Genomic DNA, 20,457 nt, shown 5'->3' on the forward strand with positions numbered 1-20,457 from the left:
CTTGCTCTCTTCAGGTAAGAGAAGCTTCTCAGATCACCGGCGGCCGGCCCAGCCGGGTCAGCCGCCACACCGTGCGCCAGCGCATGGGGCGGCGCGGGCCGCACTCGGTCGTCCAGCCCTCCTTGAAGCCGCCGAACCAGGCCTTCAGGGCCGGCACCGACGGGCGGCGCAGCAGTGTGAGCAGCAGCCAGACGCCGAGGTAGACGGGGACGAGCAGCGCGGGCAGGTTGCGGCGGGCCAGCCAGACGCGGTTGCGGGCGACCATGCGGTGGTAGACCGCGTGCCGCGAGGGCGCCGTCGTCGGGTGGTACAGGACCATGTCCGACCGGTAGTCGATCAGCCAGCCGGCGTCCAGGGCCCGCCAGGCCAGGTCGGTCTCCTCATGGGCGTAGAAGAACTCGCCCGGCAGGACGCCGGCCTCGGCGAAGACCTTGGTGCGTACGGCGTTGGCGCCGCCCAGGAAGGTGGTGACGCGCGAGGAGCGCATCGGGTCGGAGGCGCGCAGCCGGGGTACGTGGCGGCGCTGGGTCTCGCCGGTGTCGGGGTCGGCGATGCGGAAGCTGATGATGCCGAGCTCCGGGTCTGCCTCGAACGCCTCCCGGCACAGCTGGGCGGTGTCGTGGCGGGCGAGCAGGCCGTCGTCGTCCAGGAACAGCAATATGTCGACATCGCGACCGCCTGGCCCGAACGCCTCGATGCCGACATTGCGGCCGCCGGGGATGCCCAGGTTCTCGGGCAGCTCGACCGTGCGGACACCCTCGGGGACGTCCGGGACGGGCGAGCCGTTGCCGACGACGACCACCTCGACCGGGTCGCCGTCCTGCTTGGCCACCGAGTCGATCAAGGCCCGCAGCTCCTCGGGCCGGTTGCCCATCGTGATGATGACGGCGCCGACCTTCACGGCGCTCACTTCAGCCTGCTGGAGGCGAGGATGGACACCAGGTGCAGCAAGGTCTGCAGCAGGGCGATGCCGGCCAGCACCGCGACACCCAGCCGGGAGAAGAACAGATCGCCGCGCACCTGGTCGACGATCGCCAGGACCAGGATGAGCAGGGACGCCTCGATGCCGAGGATCAGCCGGTGGAACTTCAGCATGGCGGCGGCCTTGCGGGCCAGCGCCATACCGGAGGAGCGCATCTCGGACGCCGACTCCTGCACCGGCGGCTTGCCCGCCTGGTGGCGGGCGACGCCGACGAGGTCGGTCTCGGCCTTGATGAGGATGGCACCGAGCGCGGCGAGCGTGCCGAGGAAGGCCCACAGCCAGTCGATACGGCCGCCGCCCCACAGGTCGGCGGCGCGCAGCCCGAAGCCCACGAGCACCGCGGCATCGGTGAGGTAGGCGCCGACCCGGTCCAGGTAGACGCCGTTCAGCGAGTACTGCTTCTTCCAGCGCGCGATCTCGCCGTCGACGCAGTCCAGCAGCAGGTACATCTGCACGCAGACCACGCCGAGCACGGCGCCCCAGATCCCCGGCACCAGCAGGGCCGGGGCCGCGAGCACGCCGAAGACGGTCATCAGGTACGTGAGCTGGTTGGGCGTGACCCTGGTGTTCACCAGGTAGCGGTCGACCCGCAGGGACACCTCGCGCATGTAGAGGCGTCCCATCCAGTGCTCACCGCTGCGCCGGTCCTTCACCCCGGCGGGGTGGACGACCGGACGGAGTTCAGCTACCGATGGCCTTGACATAGTCGGCGTAGATGTCCTTGATCTGGTTCGGCTTGAGGGCGAGGTGTTCGAGGATCGTGTAGCGGCCCGGCCTGGTCTCGGGAGCGAACTCCACGGCGCGGACGAACTCGTCCACGGTGAAGCCGATCTCCTCCGGCAGCACCGGAAGCCCGTGCCGGCGCAGCACCTCCGCCGTGTGGACCGCGTCCTCGTGGGCCCCGCGCAGATACGTCGCGAAGGCCGCGCCGAGCCCGCACTGTTCGCCATGGGCAGCCGCCCGCTTGGGGAACAGCAGGTCGAAGGCGTGGTTGATCTCGTGGCAGGAGCCGGAGGACGGGCGCGAGTCACCGGAGATCGACATCGAGATGCCGCTGAGGACCAGCGCCTCGGCGAGCACCTGGAGGAAGTCGTTGTCACCGATGCCGCCGGGGTGGCGCAGGACCGCCTCGCCGGCCTGGCGGGCCATGGCCGCGGCGAGACCGTCGATCTTCTCGCCGTTGACCCGGTTCGCCAGTTCCCAGTCGGCGACCGCGTTGATGTTGGAGATCGCGTCGCCGATGCCTGCCCGGACGAAGCGGGCCGGGGCCTCGTGGATCACGTCCAGGTCGATGACGACGGCGATCGGGTTCGGCACACCGTAGGAGCCGCGCCCGGCGTCGTTGTCGAGGGTGGCGACCGGCGAGCACAGGCCGTCGTGCGCGAGGTTCGTCGGTACGGCGACCAGGGGCAGGCCGACGCGGGCCGAGGCGAACTTGGCGCAGTCGATGATCTTGCCGCCGCCGAGCCCGACCACGGCGTCGTAGTGGCCGGACTTCATCTCGCCGGCCAGCCGGATGGCGTCGTCGAGCGTGCCGCCGCCCACCTCGTACCAGGAGGCGCCCGGCAGCGAGGGGGCGATGCGCTCGCGCAGTCTGGCACCGGAGCCGCCGCTCACGGCGACGGCGAGCCGACCGGACTGCGCGATGCGCTCGTCGGCGAGGACGTCGGCCAGGTCGTCCAGGGCACCCGGGCGGATGTCCACGACGACCGGCGAGGGAATGAGCCGGGTCAGTAGCGGCACGCGATCTCCCGGCCCTTGGCGAGGTCGTCGTGGTTGTCGATCTCGACCCACTGGACGTCGCCGATCGGCGCCACGTCGATCCGGAAGCCGCGGTTGACCAGCTCCTGGTAGCCGTGCTCGTAGAACTGCTGCGGGTCGGTCTCCCAGACCGCCTTCAGCGCGTCGGCCAGCTCGGGGGCGGCGTCGCCCTCGATCAGGGTGACGCCGATGTACTCACCGGTGGCCTCGGCGGGGTCCATCAGCTTGGTGATCTTCGTCATGCCCTTCTCGGCGTCGACGACGACCTTCATCTCCTCGTCGGCGAGGGACTTCACGGTGTCGAGGGCGAGGATGATCTTCTTGCCGTCGCCACGCGCGGCGAGCAGGGTCTTCTCGACGGAGACCGGGTGGACGGTGTCGCCGTTGGCGAGGATCACGCCGTCCTTGAGGGCGTCACGGCCGCACCACAGGGAGTAGGCGTTGTTCCACTCCTCGGCCTTGTCGTTGTCGATGAGGGTGAGCTTGAGGCCGTACTTCTGCTCCAGGGCCGCCTTGCGCTCGTACACGGCCTCCTTGCGGTAGCCGACGATGATCGCGACCTCGGTCAGACCGATCTCGGCGAAGTTGCCGAGGGTGAGGTCGAGCACCGTGATGGAGTCCTCTGTTCCCGTCGGCCCCACCGGCACCAGCGCCTTGGGCAGGGTGTCGGTGTAGGGGCGCAGACGCCGTCCGGCGCCGGCCGCCAGCACGAGGCCGATCATGCAGGTTCTCCTTCATCGTGTACGGCGGGCGCCCCTGCGGACACCCAGAAGCGGATGCTCTCGGCGAGCACCACGAGGGCGACGACCACGGCGAGGACCGTGAGCGCGACCGTGAACTGCGAAGCGGTGAGCACCGCGGCCAGGGCGGCGACGAGCAGCGTCCGCCCCTCGTGCCCCCCGATGACGCGCGTCAGCCAGGCCGGGGGTGCTCCGGCGTTGCCGCGGATGCGGTACACCGTGTCGTAGTGATGGTAGGCGACGGCGGCCACCAGCCCGAAAGCCGCCGGCAGGGCTCCGTTCACCCCCGCCTTGTCCGCGAGCACGAGCACGGTGCCGTACTCCGCGGCCCGGAAGAAGGGCGGGACCAGCCAGTCGAGGGCGCCCTTGAGGGGGCGGGCGACGGCCAGCGGGGACTGCAGGACGTAGAAGAGGGCGCCGAGGACGGGCCACCAGCTGCCGTACGGGGCGAGCCAGGCGGCGAGCACGACGACGGCGCCGCCGGCCAGGACGGTGTACGCAGGGGCCCGCAGGGACACCCGGCGGGCGACGCGGGTCAGCCCCTGCGCGAGCGGTCCGCTGTCCGCGAGGTCGGCCAGCGCCCGCGCGGCCCGGCCGGTGCGCTTCGCCTTGCGGGTCAGCGACCGCAGCACCCGGCCGGCCGTGGTGTACGTCGCCGCGAAGGCGCAGCCGACGAGCAGGACGCAGAAGGTGATCCGGGGCGTGGTGGCCGCGGTGAGGACCGCGATCATCGCCCAGCGCTCGCCGATGGGCAGGACGATCATCCGCCGCACCCACACCGTCCAGCCGACGCTGTCCAGCTTGTCGGAGAGGGCGGCGGTGGGGCTGGTGTTGGCGGTGGCGTCGTGGTTGGCCTCGTTGAAGGAGAAGTCGACCACGTGCCGGCAGGTCTGGAGGACCATCGCGCCGAGGGCGAGGGCCCATACGTCGTCGCCGCCCCGGGCCGCGCCGAGGGCGAGGCCGGCGTAGTAGGCGTACTCCTTGGCCCGGTCGAAGGTGGCGTCCAGCCAGGCGCCGAGGGTGGAGTACTTCAGGGCGTACCGGGCGAGCTGGCCGTCGGTGCAGTCCAGCACGAAGGACGCGATGAGCAGCACGCCGGCCGCGATGAACCCCGCGCGCGTGCCCGTCGCCGCGCAGCCGGCCGCGATCAGGGCGGTGAGCAGCGAGGCCGTGGTGACCTGGTTCGGGGTCAGGCCCCGGCGGGCACACCAGCGGGCGAGGTAGCGCGAGTAGGGGCTGATGAAGAACGTGGTGAAGAAGCCGTCACGGGACTTCACGGCCGACTTCAGGCGTATGGCCTCGTCGTCGACGGCGGCGACGGCCTGCCGGGCCTCGTTGCGGTCCTGCGGGTCGGCGGGGACGGCGGCGACCAGGCTGCCCAGCTCGGGCCGGTGCACCTCGCCGCCGTCGGCGTCCAGGGCGGTGACGATGCGGTCGGCGAGGCTGTCCACGGCGAGCGCGGTACCGCCCCCGGCAGGGGTCTCGCGGGCCACGGCCCGGGTCAGCGCCTGCCGGGCGGCCGGCTGGGCGGTGACGGCGCCGGGGATCGCGGAGAGCGGGAAGCGCGGGTCGGTCAGGCCGAGGCGCAGCGCGTGCGGGTGGCCGACGAAGCGGGCGTCGACCAGGGCCACGCGCTCACCGGCGGGAGCGGCGGCCAGCAGGGTCTCGGCCTCGGAGGCGTCCGCCGCGGTCCGGACGTCGAAGCCGAGGGACCGCAGATCGTTCTCAAGAGCCGATCCGGGAACCGGCTGACCGGTGACGATGGCGGTCGGCAACCGAACTCACTCCCTGGGTACCGGCGCGCGGGCGCCGGTCGATCGCGTGATGGGGGCGCCTGTCTGCGGCACCCGGGCGGCATGTCGGCGAAGGCTATCGGATGGTTCCGGACCCGTGTTCACCGGCCGTTCACGGCCCCGTCCTCGGTGGCTGCCCCGGCCTTTGCCGCGATCATCATCGGGGATCCTGGGCCCGGCCCACAAACCCAGCGGCGCAGACCCGGGCAACCGGGACACACCGGGGATCGGCTTAGGCTGGTCAACCATGACATGGCTGATCACCGGCGGAGCCGGATACATCGGAGCACATGTGGCACGGGCCATGACGGGCGCCGGGGAGAGCGTCGTGGCCCTGGACGACCTGTCGGCGGCGGTACCCGAGCGGCTGCCCGCGGACGTCCCGCTGGTCGAGGGCTCGACGCTGGACGGGGACGGGCTGAAGCGGGTCTTCGCGGAGTACGGCGTCACGGGCGTCGTCCATCTCGCGGCGCGCAAGCAGGTCGGGGAGTCGGTGGCGGAGCCCACCCGCTACTACCGGGAGAACGTCGGCGGTCTGGCCACACTCCTGGACGCGGTCGCAGAGGCGGGGATCCGGCGGCTGCTGTTCTCCTCGTCGGCGGCCGTGTACGGCAATCCGGACGTGGACCTGATCACCGAGGACACCCCGTGCGCCCCGGTGAACCCCTACGGCGAGACCAAGCTGGCCGGTGAGTGGCTGGTGCGTGCGGCGGGGCAGGCGTACGGCATCTCCACGGTGTGCCTGCGCTACTTCAATGTGGCGGGGGCGGCGGCGCCGGAGCTGGCGGACACGGGGGTGTTCAACATCGTGCCGATGGTCTTCGACCGGCTCACCCGCGACGAGGCCCCGCGGATCTTCGGCGACGACTATCCGACGCCCGACGGCACGTGCGTCCGGGACTACATCCACGTGGCCGATCTCGCCGAGGCCCACCTGGCCGCGGCCCGCCGCCTCTCCGAGAAAGGAGCGTCGGGCGATCTGACGCTGAACATCGGCCGGGGCGAGGGCGTCTCCGTTCGGGAGCTGATCACGGTCATCGGCGAGGTCACCGGGGACCGCCGGGAGCCGCTGGTGGAGGCACGCCGACCGGGCGACGCCCCCCGCGCGGTCGCCTCGGCCGAGCTCGCCGCGAAGGAACTGGGCTGGCGGGCCCGGCGCGACGTCCACGAGATGGTCACGTCGGCCTGGCAGGGCTGGCAGCGGCACCACGGCGCCTGAGCGGGGGCACCGGCCGGGCCACCCTGACCTGCGGAACGTTTTCCGCAGGTCAGGGCCATGGATGTGCGGTGCCGCGCTGCCCCATGCCCCCACGAGAAGATGCGGCACGGGCTCCGGGGCCGCCTCGGCGCTCCCTTCGACGTGGAGCACCGCACCTTCCCGCTGGAGCCGAGCGGGCACGCGGCGCACGAGGCACATCTGTGCCCCTGAACGCACGTACAGGTGATGGCGCCCGTGGGCGGTTCCCGGCGGCGGCCGCAGGGCACGATGATCTACCGGGTCCCCGTCCCGGTACGGCGCCGCGCGCGGACGTGCGGGGAAGTGCCGGGAGTGCCGGATTCGTACGGCAGACTTGGGGTGCGAAGAACGAGGCGAAGGATGGGTATGCCGATCACACCTGCCACCGCGACGCAACTCTCGTCGCAGGGCACCGCAGAGGCGATTTTGCTGGAACTGGTCGACGAGAAGGGTGTGACGATCGGCACGGCGGAGAAGCTCGCCGCGCACCAGCCGCCGGGGCAGCTGCACCGCGCGTTCTCGGTGTTCCTCTTCGACGAGCAGGGCAGGCTGCTGCTCCAGCAGCGGGCGCTCGGCAAGTACCACTCCCCCGGTGTGTGGTCCAACACCTGCTGCGGCCACCCCTACCCCGGCGAGGCGCCGTTCGCGGCGGCGGCCCGCCGCACCTTCGAGGAACTGGGCGTGTCGCCCTCGCTGCTCGCGGAGGCGGGCACGGTCCGCTACAACCACCCGGACCCGGCCTCGGGCCTGGTCGAGCAGGAGTTCAACCACCTGTTCGTCGGCCTGGTGCAGGCGGAGCTCGCGCTGGACAAGGAGGAGGTCGCCCAGACCGCCTTCGTGACGGCCGCCGAGCTGGCCGAGCGGCATGCCCGTGACCCGTTCTCGGCGTGGTTCATGACCGTGCTGGACGCCGCCCGCCCGGCGATCAGGGAACTGACCGGCCCGTCCGCGGGCTGGTGAGCGGCGCCACGGCGGTGTCGCGGGCCTGCGGTGCTACGGCAGGCCCGCGGGCTTGAGCGGCAGGGCGGCCCAGATCACCTTCCCGCCGCTCGCGGTGTGCTCCACGTCCACCGTGCCGCCCGCCTCCCGGGCCACCTCGCGGACCAGCAGCAGACCCCGCCCGCCGGTCTGGCCGTGGTCGGCCTCCAGGGCGGTCGGCCGGTAGGGGTGGTTGTCCTCCACGGACACCCGCACCCACTCGGCTCCGACGGCGACCTCCACGGCCAGCGTCGGCGACAGCAGCGCCGCGTGCCGGACCGCGTTGGTGACCAGTTCGGAGACGATCAGCAGCAGGCCGTACACCAGGTCCTCGGAGACCGGCACGCCCTGGCGCAGCAGCAGGTCCCGGACGGCGTGCCGGGCCTGCGGGACGGAGGCGTCCACCGCGGCGGCGGTGAACCGCCAGACGCCCTCGTACGGAAGTGGATCGGGCGGCCGCTCGGCGCCCCCCGCTGGGCGCGGGTCGTCCCCGCACCCGTGGTTGTCCATCGTCCGGTCGCCACCCTCGCGCTCGATTGTCACCACACGTCGAGTGTTGGTAACGATCGGCTCCGGCCTGGATACCTGAACACAAGTCAGCGGGTATCGAGCGGTTTATGACCGAGTGCGTATGACACGGTCACGTGTGGGACTGCTTCCTGTCGCCCCCGACGCCGCTTCGCGAACTATTCGGGTTGTACGGGTTTGGGGCGGCCCGTGCCCGGGACCAGCCCGACGACAGGCCGCGGGGGGGTTCGGCAATGCCCCGGCCGGCGCATAGCATCCCGGCCATGGAGCCCCAGCTGTCGCACCGGGTCGAAGGCGCCGTCGCCACCGTCGTCATCCGTCATCCGGCCAAACGCAACGCCATGACCGCCGCGATGTGGCGGGCGCTGCCGCCGCTGCTGGACACGCTGGCGCGTGATCCCGGGGTGCGAACGCTGGTGCTGACCGGGGAGGGCCGGACCTTCTGCGCGGGCGCGGACATCAGCACGCTCCAGGGCTCGCCGGAGGAGGCGCAGGGGCTCGCGGTGGCGGCCGAGGAGGCGCTGGCCGCGTTCCCCAAGCCGACCGTCGCCGCCGTGCGCGGGCACTGCGTGGGCGGAGGGGCACAGCTCGCGGCGGCCTGCGATCTGCGGCTGGCGGAGGAGAGCGCGCTGTTCGGGGTGACCCCGGCGCGGCTCGGCATCGTCTACCCGGCGTCCTCGACCCGCCGGCTGATGTCGCTGGTCGGCCCGGCCACCGCCAAGTACCTGCTGTTCACGGCCGAGTTGATCGACGCCGGCCGGGCGCTGCGTACCGGGCTCGTCGACGAGGTGCTGCCAGAGGGCGAACTGGACAAGCGGGTCGCGGAGCTGGCCCGGATCCTGGCCTCCCGCTCCCAGCTCACCCAGGCCGCCGCGAAGGAGTTCACCGGCGGCCGGACGGACCGGGACGCCCACTGGGCCGAGCAGGCGCGCGGCAACCCCGACACCGCCGAAGGGGTCGCCGCGTTCCTGGAGCGCCGCCGGCCGTGCTTCACCTGGACCACGGCTACGTCAGGCTGAACCGGCTGCCGGCCCGGATCTCAGCCACGAGGTGCGCGGGCGCCTTGTGCGGGGCTCCGGCGTCGTACGGAGGCTGGGGGTCGTACTCGGTCAGCAGCTGGACGGCCCGGGCGTGCTCGTCGCCGGCGATCCGGCCCGTCAAGGTGAGCGCCATGTCGATGCCGGCGGAGACCCCGGCGGCGGTGACGTACTTCCCGTCGGTCACGACCCGCTCCCCCGTCGGCTCGGCACCGGACTTCTCCAGCAGCTCCAGGGCGGCCCAGTGACAGGTCGCCCGGCGCCCGCGCAGCAGTCCCGCGGCGGCGAGCAGCAGCGAACCGGAGCAGACCGAGGTCGTCCAGGTGCTGGTGGCGTCGGCCGCGCGCAGCCAGTCCAGCAGGGCCGGGTTCTCCAGCTGGTCCATCGTGCCGGGACCGCCGGAGACCACCACGAGGTCGGGACTCGGCACCTCGTCGAGCGCCCGGTCGGCGGTGACGGCGAGAAACCCGGTGTCGGTACGGACGGGCCCGGGCCGCTCGGCGACGAAGGCGAGGTCCGCGTCCGGGAGCCGGCTGAGGATCTCGTAGGGGCCTACGACGTCCAGGGCGGTGAAGCGGTCGTAGACGACCAGGGCGATCTGCATGGGGGCTCCTTCGAGCGGGTCTTCAGCGGGCCGGGGCCGGGTGGAAGCGTCTGCGGTATTCCGCGGGCGGTGTGCCGAGGGCACGCACGAACGTGCGGCGCATGGCCTCGGGGGTGCCGTAGCCGCTGGCGCGGGCGATCTCCTCGATGCCGTCGGCGGTGTCCTCCAGCAGGCGGCGGGCGTGTTCGAGGCGGACCTGGTCGACGTAGCGGCCGGGGGTCGTGCCGGTCTCCGCGCGGAAGGCGCGCGCGAAGTGGCGGGGGGAGAGCCGGGCCCTGGCGGCCAGCGACTCGACCGTCAGGTCCCCGGCCGGGTGCTCGGTGACCCACTGCTGGACCTCCCGCAGGGGCGCGCGCTGCGCTGTCTGGGCCGCCAGCTGGGCGCTGAACTGCGCCTGGTTGCCGGGCCGGCGCAGGAAGACCACCAGGTGCCGGGCGACGGTGAGCGCGACGTCCCGGTCCAGGTCCTCCTCCACCAGGGCGAGGGCGAGGTCGATGCCGGAGGTCACCCCGGCCGAGGTGGCGACGTCCCCGTCACGGACGTAGATGGGCTCCGGGTCCACGGTGACGGCCGGGTGGTCGCGGGCGAGCTTGTCGCAGTAGGCCCAGTGGGTCGTCGCCCGGCGGCCGTCGAGCAGCCCTGCGGCGGCGAGCAGGGCGGCGCCGGTGCACACGGAGACCAGGCGCCGGGCGCGCGGGCCGTGAGCGCGCAGCCAGTCGACCAGGCGCGGGTCGGGGGCGCGGGTGCCCTGGCCGCCGGGGACCACCAGGGTGTGCGGGTCGGACACGGCGGTGAGCGCCTCGTCGGGTACGAGGGTCAGCCCGCTGGAGCAGCGCACCGGGCCTCCGTCCAGGGAGGCCGTACGGATCCGGTACGTGCCCGGCGTGTGCTTCTCGGCGCCGGCGAACACCTCCAGCGGGCCGGTGACATCGAGGCTCTGGACCCCGTCGAAGAGGACGAAGAGGAGCGTGCGGTGGGGCATGGCATCAATTCTTCGGCGCCCGGAGCATGGCCGCAATGACGTGTTTCCCACCTTTCCGGCCACGGCAGGGTCGGTCAGAGGGGCTGGATCCCGGCGTGCACGAGGCAGAATTCGTTGCCTTCCGGGTCGGTCAGGACGTGCCGGCTCTCGGTTCCGGTCCGGTCCGGTCCGGGTGACGTCGGCGCCGGCGGGCCTGACGCGGAGCGCGGGCAGCCGCTCCCGCACGGTGTCCTGGTCGCGGACGGTGGCGTCGACGTCGATGCGCAGGGGGAGTTTCCCGGTCCGCGGGTCGCTGCCGGGGGCTGCTGACGAGGGTGGGCTGCGGGCCGCCGAGGCAGGTGCCGGGCGGCCCGATCTCGATGCGTGCGTCGTCGTCCCGGCCAGCCGCGTTCGACGTGGCAGAGGACCTGGCTCCGGGACGCGGCGAGCCGTTCGGGGCCGGCGCCGAGGACCGACTCGCTGATGCGGCATGCCATGTCCGGCGGAGTACGGAGACCGGCCGGGCGTCGTCGGTCGTCGGCCGCGTGCCGGAGGGCGGCCACCTCCGCGATCGGTGAAACGGCCCGCGGCCCGCCGGTGGGACGCCCTGAGCGCCGGTTGTCGGTTCCACCTGCCACAATTGCCGCGCAACCTCAGTGGAGAAGGCGGTACGGGATCGTGACGACACCCGGGTCCAGCGGATCCATCAGCGTGGGATCCATCGAAGGCAGGATCGCCGAGGAGCTCGGCGTACGGGAGCGGCAGGTGAAGGCCGCGGTGGAGCTGCTCGACGGCGGTTCGACGGTGCCCTTCATCGCCCGCTACCGCAAGGAAGCGACCGAGATGCTCGACGACGCGCAGCTGCGCACGATCGAGGAGCGGCTGCGCTACCTGCGGGAGCTGGAGGAGCGGCGGGCCGCGATCCTGGAGTCGGTGCGCGAGCAGGGCAAGCTGACCGACGAGCTTCAGGCCCGGATCCGGGGCGCCGAGACGAAGGCGCGACTGGAGGACATCTACCTCCCCTACAAGCCCAAGCGGCGCACCAAGGCGCAGATCGCACGCGAGGCGGGTCTGGAGCCGCTGGCCGAGGGCCTGCTCGGCGACCCGTCGGTGGAACCGCAGGCGGCGGCCGCCGCGTTCGTGGACGCGGACAAGGGCGTCGCCGACCCGCAGGCCGCGCTGGACGGCGCGCGGGCGATCCTCACCGAGCGGTTCTCCGAGGACGCCGACCTGATCGGCGAGCTGCGTGAGCGCATGTGGGTGCGCGGGCGCCTGGCCTCGAAGGTGCGGGAGGGCAAGGAGGAGGCGGGCGCCAAGTTCGCCGACTACTTCGACTTCGCCGAGCCGTTCACCGAGCTGCCCTCGCACCGGATCCTGGCCATGCTGCGCGGCGAGAAGGAGGAGGTCCTCGACCTCGTCCTGGAGCCGGAGGAGGCCACGGAGGGTCCCTCCTCGTACGAGGGGATCGTGGCGCACCGGTTCGGGATCGCCGACCGGGGCCGCCCCGCCGACAAGTGGCTGACGGACACGGTCCGCTGGGCCTGGCGCACCCGGATCCTCGTTCACCTCGGCATCGACCTGCGCCTCAGGCTGCGCACGGCCGCCGAGGACGAGGCGGTGAACGTCTTCGCGGCGAACCTGCGCGACCTGCTGCTGGCCGCCCCGGCGGGCACGCGCGCGACGCTGGGCCTGGACCCGGGTTTCCGTACGGGCGTGAAGGTCGCCGTGGTCGACGCCACCGGCAAGGTCGTCGCCACCGACGTGATCTACCCGCACGTCCCGGCCAACAAGTGGGACGAGGCCCTCGCCAAGCTGGCCCGGCTCGCCCAGGAGCACGCGGTCGACCTGATCGCGATCGGCAACGGCACGGCGTCCCGCGAGACCGACAAGCTCGCCGGTGAACTGATCGCGAAGCACCCGGAGTTGAAGCTCACCAAGGTGATGGTGTCGGAGGCGGGCGCGTCGGTGTACTCGGCGTCGCAGTACGCCTCGCAGGAGCTGCCCGGCATGGATGTGTCGCTGCGCGGCGCGGTGTCCATCGCCCGCCGCCTGCAGGACCCGCTGGCCGAGCTGGTGAAGATCGACCCGAAGTCCATCGGCGTCGGCCAGTACCAGCACGACCTGTCCGAGGTGAAGCTGTCCCGCTCGCTGGACGCGGTGGTCGAGGACTGTGTGAACGGCGTCGGGGTGGACGTCAACACCGCGTCCGTGCCGCTGCTTTCGCGGGTGTCGGGCATCTCCTCCGGCCTCGCCGAGAACATCGTGGCGCACCGGGACGCCAACGGGCCGTTCCGGTCGCGCTCCGAGCTGAAGAAGGTGGCACGGCTCGGCCCGAAGGCGTACGAGCAGTGCGCGGGCTTCCTGCGCATCCGCGGCGGCGACGACCCGCTGGACGCCTCCAGCGTGCACCCCGAGGCGTACCCGGTGGTGCGCCGCATGGTGAAGACCAGTGGCGAGGCAGTGGCCTCCCTCATCGGCAACACGGGCGTGCTGCGCTCGCTGCGGCCCGCCGACTTCGTGGACGACACCTTCGGTCTGCCGACGGTGACGGACATCCTGAAGGAGCTGGAGAAGCCGGGGCGCGACCCGCGTCCCGCGTTCAAGACGGCCACCTTCAAGGAGGGTGTGGAGAAGATCTCCGACCTGTCCGCCGGGATGGTGCTGGAGGGCGTGGTGACGAACGTGGCCGCCTTCGGCGCGTTCGTGGACATCGGCGTCCACCAGGACGGTCTGGTGCACGTGTCGGCGATGTCGAAGACCTTCGTCAAGGATCCGCGCGATGTCGTCAAGCCCGGTGACATCGTCAAGGTGAAGGTCCTGGACGTGGACATCCCGCGCAAGCGGATCGCGCTGACCCTGCGTCTGGACGACGAGGCGGCCCTGCAGGGCGGCCAGGGTGGCGGCCGGCAGCAGCGCGGCGGCGGACGCCCGCCCCAGCAGCGGCAGGGCGGCCAGGGGCAGGGCCAGGGACAGCGGCAGGGCCGGGGCGGTGGCGACCGGGGCGGTCGTCAGGCGCCGGCACCGGCCAACAGCGCGATGGCCGACGCCCTGCGCCGCGCGGGCCTGCTCGACCCGAAGAAGCGCTGACCGGCCGGGGGGCCGGGGCCACCGCGGCTCCGGCCCCGCGCCGTCCCGGGGCGGGGCGGGGCCCGGGAAATTCGGGTGGACGCGGATCGTCCGGACGGCAGACTTCCCGCATGACCGATCCCAAGGAAGACCTGCGGGTCTATCTCCAGGACGCCCGCGACGTCCTGCTGTGGAAGCTCGACGGCCTGTCCGAGTACGACGTCCGCCACCCGCTGACCCCGACGGGCACCAATCTGCTGGGCCTGGTCAAGCATCTGACCGGCGCCGAGGCCCTGTACTTCGGCGCGACGTTCGGCCGGCCCTTCACCGGGACACCGCTGTGGATCACCGGGGAGGCGGAGCCGGACGCCGATCTGTGGGCGCGGGCCGACGAGTCACGCGAGGACATCGTCGGCCGCTACCGCCAGGCATGGGCCCACGCCGACGCGACCATCGCCGGCCTCCCCCTGGACGCGCTGGGCCGGGTGCCGGGCGCATCGCGCGAGATCACCCTGCACCGGGTGCTCACCCACATGATCGCCGAGACCCAGCGGCACGCCGGACACGCCGACGTCGTACGGGAGTTGATCGACGGCACGGTGGGCCAGCGACCGGACGGGCTCAATGTGGCGCCGTACGATCCCGGGCACCGGGACCGGGTCGAGCGAGCCGCGAAGGAGGCCGCGGCGCGCTTCTCATGAGGTCCGCCGGGGTCAGCGTTCCGTCACCTTGCCGTCGGCCACCTCCAGGCGCCTGCTCACCCGGACCGCGTCCAGCATGCGGCGGTCGTGGCTGACGAGCAGCAGTGTGCCGGTGTAGGAGTCGAGGGCCGACTCCAGTTGCTCGATGGCGGGCAGGTCGAGGTGGTTCGTCGGCTCGTCCAGGACCAGCAGGTTCACGCCCCGGCCCTGGAGCAGGGCGAGGGCGGCGCGGGTGCGTTCGCCCGGGGAGAGGGTGGCGGCCGGGCGCAGCACATGGTCGGACTTCAGGCCGAACTTGGCGAGCAGGGTCCGCACCTCGACCGGCTCGGTGTCCGGTACGGCCGCGCAGAAGGCGTCGAGCAGCGCCTCGGGGCCGTGGAACAGACCGCGGGCCTGGTCGACCTCGCCGACCAGGACGCCGGAGCCGAGGGTGGCGTGCCCGGCGTCGAGCGGGACGCGGCCGAGCAGCGCGCCGAGCAGGGTGGACTTGCCCGCGCCGTTGGCCCCGGTGATCGCGACCCGGTCCGCCCAGTCGATCTGCAGGGACACCGGGCCGAAGGTGAAGCCGCCACGCCGGACCTCGGCGTCCCGCAGCGTCGCCACGACCGCTCCGGAGCGCGGCGCGGAGGCGATCTCCATCCGCAGCTCCCACTCCTTGCGCGGCTCATCGACCACCTCCAGGCGCTCGATCATCCGCTGGGTCTGCCGGGCCTTGGCAGCCTGCTTCTCGCTGGCCTCGCTGCGGAACTTGCGGCCGATCTTGTCGTTGTCGTTGCCCGCCTTGCGCCGGGCGTTCTTCACGCCCTTGTCCATCCAGGTCCGCTGCATCTGCGCACGGTCCTGGAGGGCGGCCTTCTTGTCGGCGTACTCCTCGTAGTCCTCGCGGGCGTGCCGGCGGGCGACCTCACGCTCCTCCAGGTAGGCCTCGTAGCCGCCGCCGTAGAGGTTGATCTGCCGCTGGGCGAGGTCGAGTTCGAGGACCTTGGTGACCGTGCGGGTGAGGAACTCGCGGTCGTGGCTGACGACGACCGTGCCCGCGCGCAGGCCGGTCACGAAGCGTTCCAGGCGGTCCAGGCCGTCGAGGTCGAGGTCGTTGGTGGGCTCGTCGAGGAGGAAGACGTCGTAGCGGGACAGCAGGAGCGAGGCGAGGCCGGCGCGGGCCGCCTGGCCGCCCGAGAGGGCCGTCATCGGCTGGTCCAGGTCCACGGCCAGGCCGAGGGAGTCGGCGACCTCCTCCGCGCGTTCCTCCAGGTCCGCGCCGCCCAGGCCGAGCCAGCGCTCCAGGCTCACCGCGTACGCGTCGTCGGCGCCGGGCGCGCCGTCGACCAGAGCCTGGGTGGCCTCGTCCATCACGTGCTGCGCCTCGGCGACGCCGGTGCGGCGGGCCAGGAACTCCCGGACCGTCTCCCCCGGCCTGCGCTCCGGCTCCTGCGGCAGATGGCCGACGGTGGCGGTGGGCGGGGACAGCCGCAGCTCGCCCTGCTCGGGCGGGGTGAGCCCGGCGAGCAGCGTGAGCAGGGTGGACTTGCCCGCGCCGTTGGCACCGACCAGCCCGATAACATCGTCGGGCGCGACGACGAGGTCCAGCCCGGAGAAGAGGGAGCGGTCGGCGTGCCCGGCGGCGAGGTTCTTGGCGACGAGGGTGGCAGTCATCAGGACGCCGATCCTAATGGGCCCGGCGTCCCGCTCTCAGCTCCGATTCCGGCGAACCCGCACCCGCGGCTCAGCTCCGATTCCGGTGGACACGCACCCACAGCTCAGCTCCGATTCCCGCCGGTCGCCGCGCCGCGAGCGCGCCCGCCGTTCCCGCTGGTCACCGCCGTCACGAGCACACCTCCCGTCGTCCGGGCGACCAGGTACGCCTCCCCCTTCACCGCGCGCGGATCCAGGGCGACGCGGTGCCGGCCGGGCTCCAGGACACCGTCGTACACCTGCTGGGTGCGGGTGCGGTGCAGCCGGTCCAGACGGTACGCGGTGATCCGCACCCGGCACGGCGCGCTCACCTCGACGTCCGCCGCGTGGCCGGCGGCGGCCAGCCCGGTCAGCCTGCGCCGGGCGAGCGGGCCGCGGTCCAGGGCGTGCTCGATCTGGGCGACGAGCAGCGGCACGATCGGGGCCAGGCCGTCCACCGCCGCGGCCTCGACCCCGGCCTGCGCGAAGGCCCGCAGTACGGCGGCCCGTTCGGCCTCGCCGACCGCGCGGCCGAAGGCGACCGCGCCGTACCCGCGCAGCTCCTCGGCGGGAACGGCCCCGGCGTCCTGGGTGATGTCGGCGCCGATGCCGATGGTGCGCAGTGCGGCGGCCAGCCGGGCGAGGACGGCGACCCGGGCGCCGATCAGCAGTACGCGGCGGCGCGGCGGGCCTTCGCCCAGGGCGGTCAGCGCGGCACGGTACTCGGGGCCGCGGAAGCGGAACGGCCCTATGCCGGGGTAGCCGTCGCGCTCCAGGTCGGCGTGCTCGTCCGTCTGCCAGGCGAAGTCCCGCCAGACGTAGTCGTCTCCGTCGCGCTCGATGACGGCGGTGACCGCCCCGCAGCCCAGGTCCTCGCACTCGGGGCAGCCGTAGAGGACGAACCGGCCGTCCGGGAGCGGCGGTTCGGCCTCCAGCAGCAGTGCGCGCACCTGCTCGGTGAAGATGGCGGGCGGGATGTCCGAGGCGAGCGGGGAGACCGCGTCCAGATCGGACAGCTGGAACAGCAGCGGGCGGCCGTCCACGACGAAGTCCACGAAGTCGCGGTGGACCTGGTAGCCGCCGTCGGCGAGGACACCGCCGGCGCGGGTCGCCGGAGCCAGGCCGAAGGTCGCGTATGCGGCAGACATGCTGTGAGTATCCCCACACCGGCGCGACCTATCGTCCTGGTGTGGACAGCGAACCGAATGACGAAGTGATCGTGGTCGGAAGCGGGGTCGCCGGGCTGACGACGGCCGTGGTGCTGGCCGAGTCCGGGCGCCGGGTACGGGTGTGGGCGCGCGAGCCCGCCGAGCGTACGACCTCGGCGGTCGCCGGCGGTCTGTGGTGGCCGTACCGCATCGAACCGGAGCCACTGGTGGGCGCCTGGGCGCTTGCGTCCCTCGCCGAGTACGAGGAGTCGGCGCGGCGGCCGGAGGAGACGGGCGTACGCCTGGTCGACGGCGTACACCAGGGGATCCGGCTGGACGAACTGGGCGCGTGGGCGGGCCGGGTGCCGGGACTGCGGGCGGTGGCCGGCGGCCTGGCGGCGCGGCTGCCGGTCATCGACATGCCGGTGCATCTGGCGTGGCTGCGGGAGCGGCTCGCACGGGCGGGAGGCGTGGTCGAGGCACGCGAGGTGACCGACCTCGCGGCGGTGCCCGCGCCGGTCGTGGTCAACTGCGCGGGCCTGGGCGCGCGTTCTCTGGTGCCGGATCCCGCGGTGCGTCCGGTGCGCGGGCAGCTGGTGGTCGTGGAGAATCCGGGGATCACGACCTGGTTCACGTCCGTGGACCACTCCTCCGCCGCCTCCACCTACTTCATCCCGCAGCCGTACGGCCTGCTGCTCGGCGGTACGGCGGAGGAGGACGACTGGTCCCTGGCGCCGGACCCGGCGACCGCCGCGGCGATCGTCGCCCGGTGCTCGGCGGTCCGCCCGGAAATCGCGGCCGCGCGCATCCTCGCCCACCGCGTGGGCCTGCGCCCGGCCCGCAGCGCGGTACGACTCGAACGGCGGCGGCTGCCGGACGGCCGCGTCGTGGTGCACAACTACGGGCACGGCGGGGCCGGGGTCACGGTGGCGTGGGGGTGCGCGCGGGAGGCGGCCGGATGGGCGTTTCCGGCCGCCTGAAAGCACACCCGTGCGGTGGTAGGGCGGGTGGGTCGCTGGCCCGCGCCGGTGGGCGGAACCCCGAAGGGGTGCGGGGCTGTGTCGATATGCGGCTCCGCCGCATCGGGGGTACCCCCTCCCGGGTTCGAGCGAAGCCGAGAACGTGGGGGAGCGAGCGGCCCCGACGCACCCGCACCCGCACCCGCACCCGCACCCGCACCCGCACCCGCACCCGGCAACGGTCAGGCACCCCGACGGCGCACGGCCGCTCAGCGCTACGCCGGGACGTGCCGGGCCGCCCCCGGTACGCGGACGCCGTTCAGGTCCGTCGGCGTGGGAGTCCTGCCCGTGCTGCCGGACGTGGCGCGGGTGAACGCGGACGCGCCGCCGACCAGCGGAAGGCCGGCCGTCGTACCGGCCAGGTCGATCGTGAGGGTCGGCTTCGTGGACGGGGGGTCGATGAGGTCCTTGTCCGTGCCCGCGATGATCAGCGCCAGCCGGTGCCCCTTCGGGACGACGTGATCGGTCGCCGCCAGACGGAGAGTCATCGTGTACGCCTTGCCCGGGGTGAGCGGGACGCCCTTGTCGAGGGAGGCGTAGTGGCCGAGGTCGGCCCAGCCGCGGCTGAACACGGTGTAGTCCACCGTTGCCGTCTTGGCCTTGGTCTCCTTGAAGCAGGCGCTGTCCCCGGCCGTGCTCTCGCCCCAGCAGGTCCGGTTTTTCAGCGTGGTGATGCCCTCGGCGGCGTCGGCGTAGTCCCGGATGGTGTCGGGGCCGAGGTCGACCAGGACGGCGGACAGGTGGGCCGAGGCGGTGGTCGGGGTCGCCGTCACCGTCACCGTGGACGAACCCGACAGGCGCAGGTCGCGCGTGAGCGGTGCGGTGAGGAAGCCCGCCTTCTCCGGGGTGGGCGCGGTGAGGTGGGCCGCCCAGTCCGTCTCGCTCAGCTTCGGATCGTCGGTGAAGGCCGAGGTGCCGGTCGCGGGGCGCAGGCCGAGTGTGCCGACGCCGGGCCCGGTGCCGGGGGCCGGGTGCAGGACGGTGGTGCGGGTGGTCTGCGGGGGCCAGACCCGGGAGGTCACCCACTGGTCGGGGTGGCGTTCGATGTCGGCCATCGGTTCGCGGTCGATGCCGTTGTCGTAGCCGAGGAGTTCGTGGTCGAACCAGCGGTGCAGGGTGTCGACCCAGGCGCCGCGCCGGTAGTCGAACGGGTCGACGTGCCCGGTCTGGGAGAGCCAGATCTTGCGCTTCACACCGTGTTTCGCCAGGGCGTCCCACCACTGTCCGAAGTGTTTGGTGCGCACGTTGAGGTCCTGCATCCCGTGCACCAGGAACACGCTCGCGCGCACCTTGGCCGCGTTCCCGACGTAGTCCCGCTCGGTCCACAGCGGTGTCCAGTCGCCGCTGCGCGGGCTGCCGTCGGTGAGTTTCTTCCGTACGGCCGCGCAGTGGGCCTTGGCCGCGTCGCTCTCGACGTAGCCGGCCAGCTCGGCGGGGCCGCCGTCGTACAGCGGGGCCCCTTGCGCGAAGTAGTAGTCGTACCAGGAGGAGATGCCGCTGATCGGGACGATGGTCTTCAGGCCCTTGACGCCCGTCGCGGCGACGCCGTTGGCGATCGTGGCGTCCCAGCTCTTGCCGATCATGCCTGTGGCGCCGTTGGTCCAGGTCGCCTCGACGGTCTGCGTGCCGGTGCGGCTGGTGTACGCGCGGCCGCGGCCGTTCAGCCAGTCGACGACCGCTTTCGCGGACTGGATGTCGGAGCGGCCGCCGACGTCCGCACAGCCGTCGGAGCGGTTGGTGCCGGCGAGGTCGACGCCGACGAAGGCGTAGCCGCGGGGCACGAAGTAGTTGTCGTAGAACAGCGGCATCTGGACGACACGGCCCTGCGCGTCGTACGTCTTGACCTGGCTCTCGTTGCCGCGTCCGCAGCAGGAGAAGTAGGGGCTCGCGTCCATGATGACGGGCACCTTGCGGCCCTGCCGGGCGGGTTCGGCGGGCCGGACGATGTCGGCGGCGACCCGGTCGGACTTTCCGTCGCCGTCGCCGTCGAGGCCGGTGTCCACCCAGACGGACTCGCGGATGGCGTGGGCGTAGGAGTAGACGGGCCGGCTCTCGCGGGGTGTCCCGCTGTCGCGGCCGGCGGCCTGTGCGGCGGCCGGGGTGAGGAAGGCGGCCGTCAGGATGACGGCGACCGCTGTCACGGACGCTCTCCAGATCGTGAAGCGCGTACGTATCCGCGTGCGTATCCGCGGGTGTGTCCGCGTGCGTGTCGGCGTGCTTTTCGGCATGCG

At 72.8% G+C, this 20,457-nt stretch carries 17 protein-coding genes and 1 pseudogene; 6 read left to right on the forward strand and 12 right to left on the reverse strand.

The genetic code is table 11. The annotated features are described in order from the left end of the window. Positions 1–28: 28 nt before the first annotated feature. The 5 genes from LE548_RS03915 to LE548_RS03935 are packed head-to-tail and all read right to left on the reverse strand — an operon-like array spanning position 29 to position 5,258. Entirely contained in the window at positions 29–874 is an 846-nt protein-coding gene (locus LE548_RS03915; RefSeq protein WP_225095428.1) for a glycosyltransferase family 2 protein, read from the reverse strand. Positions 875–906: 32 nt separating this feature from the next. Further along, positions 907–1,686 (reverse strand): CDP-alcohol phosphatidyltransferase family protein, encoded by a 780-nt coding sequence (locus LE548_RS03920; protein WP_225095184.1) that lies wholly within the window; start codon positions 1,684–1,686, stop codon positions 907–909. Next, entirely contained in the window at positions 1,664–2,725 is a 1,062-nt protein-coding gene (locus tag LE548_RS03925; protein WP_225095185.1) for an iron-containing alcohol dehydrogenase family protein, read from the reverse strand. The genes LE548_RS03920 and LE548_RS03925 overlap by 23 nt, the downstream gene beginning before the upstream one ends. Then, positions 2,713–3,465, reverse strand: a complete 753-nt coding sequence (locus LE548_RS03930) for a sugar phosphate nucleotidyltransferase (protein ID WP_225095186.1) — start codon at positions 3,463–3,465, stop codon at positions 2,713–2,715. The genes LE548_RS03925 and LE548_RS03930 overlap by 13 nt, the downstream gene beginning before the upstream one ends. Then, on the reverse strand, positions 3,462–5,258 hold the full coding sequence (locus LE548_RS03935; protein WP_225095187.1) for a DUF5941 domain-containing protein: 1,797 nt from the start codon (positions 5,256–5,258) through the stop codon (positions 3,462–3,464). The genes LE548_RS03930 and LE548_RS03935 overlap by 4 nt, the downstream gene beginning before the upstream one ends. 265 nt (positions 5,259–5,523) lie before the next feature. Here LE548_RS03935 and galE point away from each other — a divergent pair, with 265 nt between their 5' ends. Together galE and idi are read left to right on the forward strand one after the other, a co-directional pair. Continuing rightward, positions 5,524–6,495: a UDP-glucose 4-epimerase GalE gene (gene galE / locus LE548_RS03940; protein ID WP_225095188.1), complete on the forward strand. Its 972-nt coding sequence runs from the start codon at positions 5,524–5,526 to the stop codon at positions 6,493–6,495. A gap of 384 nt (positions 6,496–6,879) precedes the next feature. After that, the gene (gene idi / locus LE548_RS03950; RefSeq protein WP_225095189.1) at positions 6,880–7,473 is read left to right on the forward strand and encodes an isopentenyl-diphosphate Delta-isomerase; all 594 of its coding nucleotides are present in this window, start codon (positions 6,880–6,882) and stop codon (positions 7,471–7,473) included. Positions 7,474–7,506: 33 nt separating this feature from the next. Here idi and LE548_RS03955 read toward each other — a convergent pair whose 3' ends face one another. Next, positions 7,507–8,001, reverse strand: coding sequence for an ATP-binding protein (locus LE548_RS03955; RefSeq protein ID WP_225095429.1), 495 nt, complete (start codon positions 7,999–8,001; stop codon positions 7,507–7,509). 281 nt (positions 8,002–8,282) lie between these two features. On the opposite strand from LE548_RS03955, the gene LE548_RS03960 reads away from it, so the two are divergent. After that, positions 8,283–9,038 (forward strand): enoyl-CoA hydratase/isomerase family protein, encoded by a 756-nt coding sequence (locus LE548_RS03960; RefSeq protein ID WP_225095190.1) that lies wholly within the window; start codon positions 8,283–8,285, stop codon positions 9,036–9,038. On the opposite strand, the gene LE548_RS03965 is transcribed toward LE548_RS03960, so the two are convergent. The 3 genes and pseudogenes from LE548_RS03965 to LE548_RS03975 all read right to left on the reverse strand — a co-directional run bounded on the left by LE548_RS03965 (position 9,025) and on the right by LE548_RS03975 (position 11,118). After that, entirely contained in the window at positions 9,025–9,660 is a 636-nt protein-coding gene (locus LE548_RS03965) for a DJ-1/PfpI family protein (protein ID WP_225095191.1), read from the reverse strand. The genes LE548_RS03960 and LE548_RS03965 overlap by 14 nt on opposite strands. 22 nt (positions 9,661–9,682) lie before the next feature. Then, the gene (locus tag LE548_RS03970; RefSeq protein ID WP_225095192.1) at positions 9,683–10,642 is read right to left on the reverse strand and encodes a GlxA family transcriptional regulator; all 960 of its coding nucleotides are present in this window, start codon (positions 10,640–10,642) and stop codon (positions 9,683–9,685) included. Positions 10,643–10,716: 74 nt separating this feature from the next. Further along, positions 10,717–11,118: pseudogene (locus tag LE548_RS03975) on the reverse strand (VOC family protein). 181 nt (positions 11,119–11,299) lie between these two features. Here LE548_RS03975 and LE548_RS03980 point away from each other — a divergent pair. Together LE548_RS03980 and LE548_RS03985 are read left to right on the forward strand one after the other, a co-directional pair. Then, positions 11,300–13,708 carry a Tex family protein gene (locus LE548_RS03980; RefSeq protein ID WP_225095193.1) on the forward strand — a complete coding sequence of 803 codons (2,409 nt, stop codon included), beginning with the start codon at positions 11,300–11,302 and terminating at the stop codon, positions 13,706–13,708. Positions 13,709–13,818: 110 nt separating this feature from the next. Continuing rightward, positions 13,819–14,388: a DinB family protein gene (locus tag LE548_RS03985; RefSeq protein WP_225095194.1), complete on the forward strand. Its 570-nt coding sequence runs from the start codon at positions 13,819–13,821 to the stop codon at positions 14,386–14,388. A 12-nt stretch (positions 14,389–14,400) separates the two neighbouring features. Here the strand turns inward: LE548_RS03985 and LE548_RS03990 are convergent, their stop codons facing one another. Together LE548_RS03990 and LE548_RS03995 are read right to left on the reverse strand one after the other, a co-directional pair. Continuing rightward, positions 14,401–16,041: an ABC-F family ATP-binding cassette domain-containing protein gene (locus LE548_RS03990; protein WP_225095195.1), complete on the reverse strand. Its 1,641-nt coding sequence runs from the start codon at positions 16,039–16,041 to the stop codon at positions 14,401–14,403. A 104-nt stretch (positions 16,042–16,145) separates the two neighbouring features. Then, the gene (locus tag LE548_RS03995; protein ID WP_225095196.1) at positions 16,146–17,207 is read right to left on the reverse strand and encodes an oxidoreductase; all 1,062 of its coding nucleotides are present in this window, start codon (positions 17,205–17,207) and stop codon (positions 16,146–16,148) included. Between the two features lie 65 nt (positions 17,208–17,272). Between LE548_RS03995 and LE548_RS04000 the strand changes: the two genes are divergently transcribed. Beyond that, a complete protein-coding gene (locus LE548_RS04000; protein ID WP_374116023.1) occupies positions 17,273–18,187 on the forward strand; it encodes an FAD-dependent oxidoreductase in 915 nt (304 codons plus the stop codon). Positions 18,188–18,441: 254 nt separating this feature from the next. Here LE548_RS04000 and LE548_RS04005 read toward each other — a convergent pair whose 3' ends face one another. Further along, the gene (locus tag LE548_RS04005) at positions 18,442–20,454 is read right to left on the reverse strand and encodes a Xaa-Pro dipeptidyl-peptidase (protein WP_225095198.1); all 2,013 of its coding nucleotides are present in this window, start codon (positions 20,452–20,454) and stop codon (positions 18,442–18,444) included. Between the last annotated feature and the right edge of the window lie 3 nt (positions 20,455–20,457).

The sequence above is a fragment of the Streptomyces sp. CoH27 genome (assembly GCF_020181035.1).
GTDB classification, from domain to species: domain Bacteria; phylum Actinomycetota; class Actinomycetes; order Streptomycetales; family Streptomycetaceae; genus Streptomyces; species Streptomyces camelliae.